A 6,449-nucleotide genomic window follows, 5' to 3' on the forward strand; every position below is an offset into this window, starting at 1 on the left:
GAAGGACTCATCCTGATACTGAAAATATTGTTGGAATGTTTGTAAATACATTGGCCATGAGAGGATATCCAGAAAAAAACAAGTCGGTTAAGACTTTCTTAGAGGAAATAAAAGAACATTGTCTGGAGTCATTTGAAAACCAAGAGTATCCTTTTGAGGAATTAGTAGAAAATGTAGTAGAAAATCGTGACTTAAGCAGAAATCCACTTTTTGATGTTATGTTCACTTTACAAAACAATGAAAAAGTAGAATTTAATATGAAGTATGTGGATATATCAAGTTGGACTCAAGGGAAAATATCAGTTAAGTGCGACTTAGATTTGGATGCATATGAACAGAATGAAGAATATGTATTAAATTGTACTTATGCAAAAGAATTATTTATTCCAGAAAGTATTAAATATTTATTAAAGCATTATAGACATATTATTCAAGAGATAGTGAATAATCCAGAAGAAAATATAGGTTCTTTGAATATGATAGATGAAATAGAAAAGGAAAAGGTTACAAAGAAATTTAATCCTAATAGTATTAAAGATGATATATATTCATCAAAGACTGTTGTAGAATACTTTGAAGAACAAGTTGCTAAAACTCCAGAAAAAATAGCCCTTGTTTATGAAGACGAAGAATTAACCTACAATGAACTAAATAGAAAATCTAATGCTTTAGCCCATAGATTAAGGGAATTAGGTGTAGGAAGAAATGATATAGTCGCTATATTAACAGAAAGATGTACGGAGATGATGGTAGCTATTTATGGAGCCATGAAATCCGGTGGAGTTTATGGTCCTATTGATCCAAGCCTTCCTAAAGAAAGAATTGGTTTTATATTAAAAGATTATGCACCAAAAGTTATTCTCATAGGTAAGGGAGTAGATATACCCAGAGGAGATTATACATGCTTAGACCTCTTCTCTAAGGATAACTATAATGATAATGAAAAAAACCCAGTAAAAGTAAATAAAAGAGAAGATTTAATATATCTAACTTCTACTTCTGGAAGTACGGGAAAGCCAAAAGGTGTTATGGTGACCCATGGGGGATGTACATCTTATGTGCTATCCTTTGCAGAAAAATTTAATATAAATGAAGAAACAGTAGCATTACAACATACAGCATATAATTTCGATACTATTGTAGAGGAAGTATATCCAGTTCATATGAAGGGTGGAAAAGTAGTTCTTTACAATGAAGAAAGAATTTATGATATAAATAAAGCTTGTGATTATATAGATAAAAATAAAGTTACATTAGTAAGTTGTTCTACATTACTATTAAATGAGTTTAATCAAAGTAGATTATTAAAAACTGTAAGTCTATATTTAAATGGTGGAGATACATTGAAATATAGATATATCAATAATCTATTAAAACATGCAAATATAGGAAATACATTTGGTTCAACGGAAGAAACAGTATGTGCAGCTCTTTATAATGTACCAAAGGATATTAAAGGAAAGATACCTGTAGGGAAACCTATCGTAGGGCGCAATGTATATATTTGTCAAGAAGAAGAAATTTGTGGGATAGGGGTACCAGGAGAATTGTGTATCACAGGATCTGGAGTAAGTAAAGGATATTTAAATAGAGAAGAACTTACAAAAGAGAAATTTGTAGATAATCCATTTGGAGAAGGAAAAATGTATAGAAGTGGAGATCTTGTTAGATGGTTACCAGATGGAAATATAGAATATCTAGGAAGAATAGACGAACAAGTTAAAATAAGAGGATATAGAGTTGAATTAAAAGAAATAGAAGAAGTATTAAGAAATCAAGAAGGTATTAAAAATTCAGTAGCTATAATTAAAGATGTTTCAGATAAAGATAAAGCAATCTTATCCTATGTAGTAATGGAGGAAGGAAAAGAATTAAATATATCTGAAATAAAAGAGGAATTGAGAGAAGAATTACCTGAATATATGATTCCCCATTATTTTAAAGCTATAGATAAAGTACCATTAACAGCAAATGGAAAAGTTGATAAAAAAGCTTTACCTGAAATTGAATATGTAAGAGAAGATGAATATGTAGCACCAACTACTGATGTTGAAAAGATTCTATGTAAGATATTTGAAGAAGTATTAGGTGTTAAACAAGTAGGAATAAAAGATAATTTCTTTGAATTAGGTGGAGATTCTATCAAGGCTATAAGATTTACAACACTTTGTAAAAATCAAGGTTATGATATATCAATTAAAGATTTAATGAAAAAGGGTACTGTTATAGAACTAGAACAATTTTTAATGAATAAAAAATATAAAAATGAGACTAATAGGAAATATGAGAAAATAGATAAGATTCCCATGAGTCCCCTTTTGAAAGAATTTATTTCTAATAACTTAAAAGATTCAACAAATTTATGTCATATGTTATTTTTAGAGGTTAAAGAATTCGATGAAATTATTATTGATGCTTTAAATAGTGTGGTTAAGATTCATCCTATGTTGAGAGTGGAATATAGAGATGGGAAATTAAAAGTCATAAATGGTTTTAATTATGGAGTTCCTAAATATGACTTACGTAGATATGATGATAAAGATAAGCTTAAGCAACAGATTATAAACTTGTGTAAGAGGGTACAAATATCTCTTATAAATATGGAAGGATTATTATTTAAAGCAATTCTTATACGGACTAGAACTAAGGACTACCTTTTCCTTTGTGGACATAAAGTAGTTATCGATTCATGGTCATTGAAGATTGTAACACAAGAAATCAGAAGGAATTATAATATTTTATGTAAAGGTAGAAAAAACCTAGATATAAAAGAAAACACTTCCTATTTGAATTATATTAAAACTTTAGAAAGTATGAAGAATGATAAAAATGTATTGGTTCAATTAGATTATTGGCTTCAAATTGCTAAGAGGTCAGTAGGTAGTAAATTAGAGCCAGATAAGAACGATGAGGAAAATACTTTTTATGGAATGGAGTTTTCCATTAAGGAAAAAGAAACGAGAGCACTATTACATCTATCAGAAAGTGTATTGGGCATGAAAATTAATGAGGTTTTATTAGGAGTTTTTGCTATTGCAACTAAAAAACTTACAGGACAAAGAAGTGTATCTGTTACCTATGTAGATAAGGGAAGAAATAGAGATAAAGTTTCAGATAATTTAGATGGAATTGGTACTTATGAAATTAAGTATCCAATAGTTCTACCGACTTATGGAGAAAATGAAACTGATATACTATGTGATGTTAAACGGGACTTAGATTATATACCTGATAATGGTATTGGATATGGTTGGTTATCTTTAGAGCATAATAATCTAAAGGAAAAGTTACAAACTACTGTTCTGTTTCATAGTCTTGATAAAACGGAATTGGAGGAGAAAAATTTAACAATTAATGGTTCACAGGATATTACAGAACGAGAAATATTAAAAAACAATTATATTCATGAAAAAATAGCATTTTATAGTTCTTATAAAAATAATAAGATTAGTTTTTATATAGAATTTGATGAATCAAAGTTTTCTAAGAATATGATAAATAGTTTTGCTAAATATTATTTAAAAGCTTTGATAAAAATTTCAAAAAAATGTTTAAAATATGAAAAGAAAGATATATTGCTCTTAGATACAGGAATAAAGAATATTAGAGATATTCATAAAGGGTTTTTAGAAGAATTAAAGTATTATGGCAAAAATATAGTGGAGGAAAAATCTACATATAAATATGAGCCATCTTTTTCACAGAAGATATTTTTAGATGACATTATTGGAGGAGGTTCTAGTGGTCGGTTTGAGATACAAGGAGAATATAGGATTGAAGAAGTTATAAAAGCAATTTTAAGAATTATAACTGAGCAATCTGTATTAAGAACTCAATATTTAAAGGAAGAGAATATGTTAATTGAATATAAATCATCAATGGACCATAGGATTCCAATAATAGACATTAGTAATAATAAGAATCAAGGAGAAAGTCAAATATATGCTATGGTTGAAAAGATGGGTTTAGATACAAGTAATCTGTTAAAAGGCCCCCTACTTAATAAAATTTGCATAATAAGAGTATCTGAAAGTAAATATGTAGTTTATATATTTATTCATCATGCCCTATGGGATATGACATCCTCATCAATTTTTGAACGAAGATTAAATCAATTATTAAAAGATTGTAAATTATATAGCAAAAGAGAAAATTTGCATGAGTACTCTCAAATTATACAGAGTATCAATGTAGAAGACAATTTTAAAAATATAAAATTTAATGAATTTATTAAAGCTGCTAATGGTATGCAGTTATTTTACAAAAACAAAAGTAAGATGACTGTATTCAAGGAGAAATATAGTGAAGACATTGTAAATAGCAAAGTGATGACTGACCAACTTTCTACTATGCTTAAATTACTTGAATTTATAATTACTCAAGAACCTAATATGAAATCAGTAAATAAGATACCAGTCATTATATTGCATCATGGTAGAAATTCGAATAATAGGAGCTCATTAGGACTTTTTCAAGAACCTAAATTTTTTGTAGTGGATGTTAATGATTTAAATAGGCATACAAAAGTTAGTGAATTTCTCGCTAATTCTCCGGAAAAATGTTTAGGTGCAAAGGATTTAAGCAAAGAACAGCAAAAATTACTTAATAATATAGGTAGAAGGATACCTAGTATAAATGCTGTAACTAGTTATGGAGATGATTCAGGTATTACAGCAGAAAGAATATTAGATTCAAATATAAAAAAAATAATGGGATCAATTATAAGCTTTAAAGTACCGATAAGTGTAAGATGTCAGTTTGCAGATGATGGTGTAATAATAACAGTAACAGGATTTAGGAATAGAAAAGAAGAAATTTTAAATGCTATGAATGAAATAATAATTTATGGGGATATTGATAGATTAACAGTTAAGGAAAGTATGAACAGTTAAGTACGGTACAATCCTAGAAAGCGAGGTAAAAAATGTATAGATTAACAGAGAAGCAAAAGCAAATTATAGACATTGAAAAGATGTTTGAAAATACTAGTATCAATACTTTGGGATTTGTTGCAGATTTTAAACTTCAATATTCTTATCAGAAGATAAATCAAGTATTAAACAATATAGTAAGATATATAGATGCATTTCAAATAAGATATTTTGAAAAAAATAATATTTTATATCAAAGATTTGAGGATTTTCAATTTAAAAACTTTCCTCAATTAGACTTTTCATATAAAGAAAAAGAATATGAAGAGTTTAAAAATAAGCATATGAGTAAATGTTATTTTCAGAAGGATGAGAAGCTTTATGATATCTATGTAATTAAGAAACCTAACGGGAAAATGGCTTTGGGGATTTTTATGCATCACTCCATATCTGATGCTTGGTCATTAGTGGAGATATTATCTAAGAAAGCATGCCAATATTTTCTTGGAGAGGAACCTTCAGAGGATTCAAATGAATCCTTTGAAGGTTATCTCAAGAATAGTTTAAAAGAAAAAAATAATTCACTTAGAATTAAAAGAAATAAAAGTTATTGGCATAAAAACTTAGAAAATTATAATGGCATTAGTCAATATCCTAAAATTCTTTCGATTGATGAATTGTTATGTAAAAGAAACTCTTTTATTTTAGGTCAAGAAGAAAGTGAATCAATAATGAAAGAGTCAAGAAACTGTGGAGTTACATTACCAGTTTTATTTCTCAGTTCTTTAATTTTACTTAAAACTTATGAAGATTATTCAGAATCAGTTTCTATGGGAGTTGCTTTTTTAGGTAGAAAGAAGAAGGAAAAAAAGATATTTGGTGAATTTGTTCATTTATTGCCTTTATTGGTAAATGTAAATAAAGATATGAATGTTAAAGAGTTTCTTTCTAATATTAAAGGACATCAAATGAGTCTTTTCAAACATTCGGATTATTCTTACAATGATATTCTTAGTTATACTAATAAGCAATTAAAAAAAGATATGGATTTATTAGAAATAGGATATTCATTTCAAAATGCAAGCTATTATGATGAGATTTCCTCTATTATAGAAGATATTAAATGGCTTAATAGTAATAATCAAAATATTCCTTTGAATGTTCATGTAAGTGATAGGACAAGTGAAAAAACGTTAAGTTTTGATTATGATTATAGAATATCCTTATTTAATGAAGATGATATTGAAAGAATGCATTATAGATTATTGTACATAGCGAAAAAATTACTTGCTAACTATAACAAATCGAATATATCTATATTTGATATGAATATATTACCTTTTAAAGAAAGAGATAAAATTACTAAAGTTTTTAATAATCCTGAAACAACTTGTAATAAAAATCTTAGTGTCAAAGAAGTATTTGAAAAAACAGTTAATAAATATCCTAATAAAATAGCTGTAGTATATGAAGAAGAAAAAATAAGCTATAATGAATTAAATAAAAAAGCTAATCAATTAGCTCATAAGCTGTTAAAATTAGGAGTTAAAAAAGAAGAACCTGTCGTAATTCTATCAG

Annotated in this window: 2 protein-coding genes; both read left to right on the forward strand. The window is 27.4% G+C overall.

The genetic code is table 11. The features are described 5' to 3' along the window. On the forward strand, positions 1-4,892 hold a 4,892-nt coding region (locus ACTHUW_RS12250; RefSeq protein WP_442213443.1), incomplete at its 5' end, for an amino acid adenylation domain-containing protein. Between the two features lie 32 nt (positions 4,893-4,924). Beyond that, the coding region (locus ACTHUW_RS12255; RefSeq protein ID WP_442211066.1) for a condensation domain-containing protein at positions 4,925-6,449 on the forward strand (1,525 nt) is incomplete at its 3' end.

It is taken from the genome of Senegalia sp. (in: firmicutes), from assembly GCF_052088025.1.
Taxonomy (GTDB): Bacteria; Bacillota; Clostridia; order Tissierellales; family SIT17; genus Anaeromonas.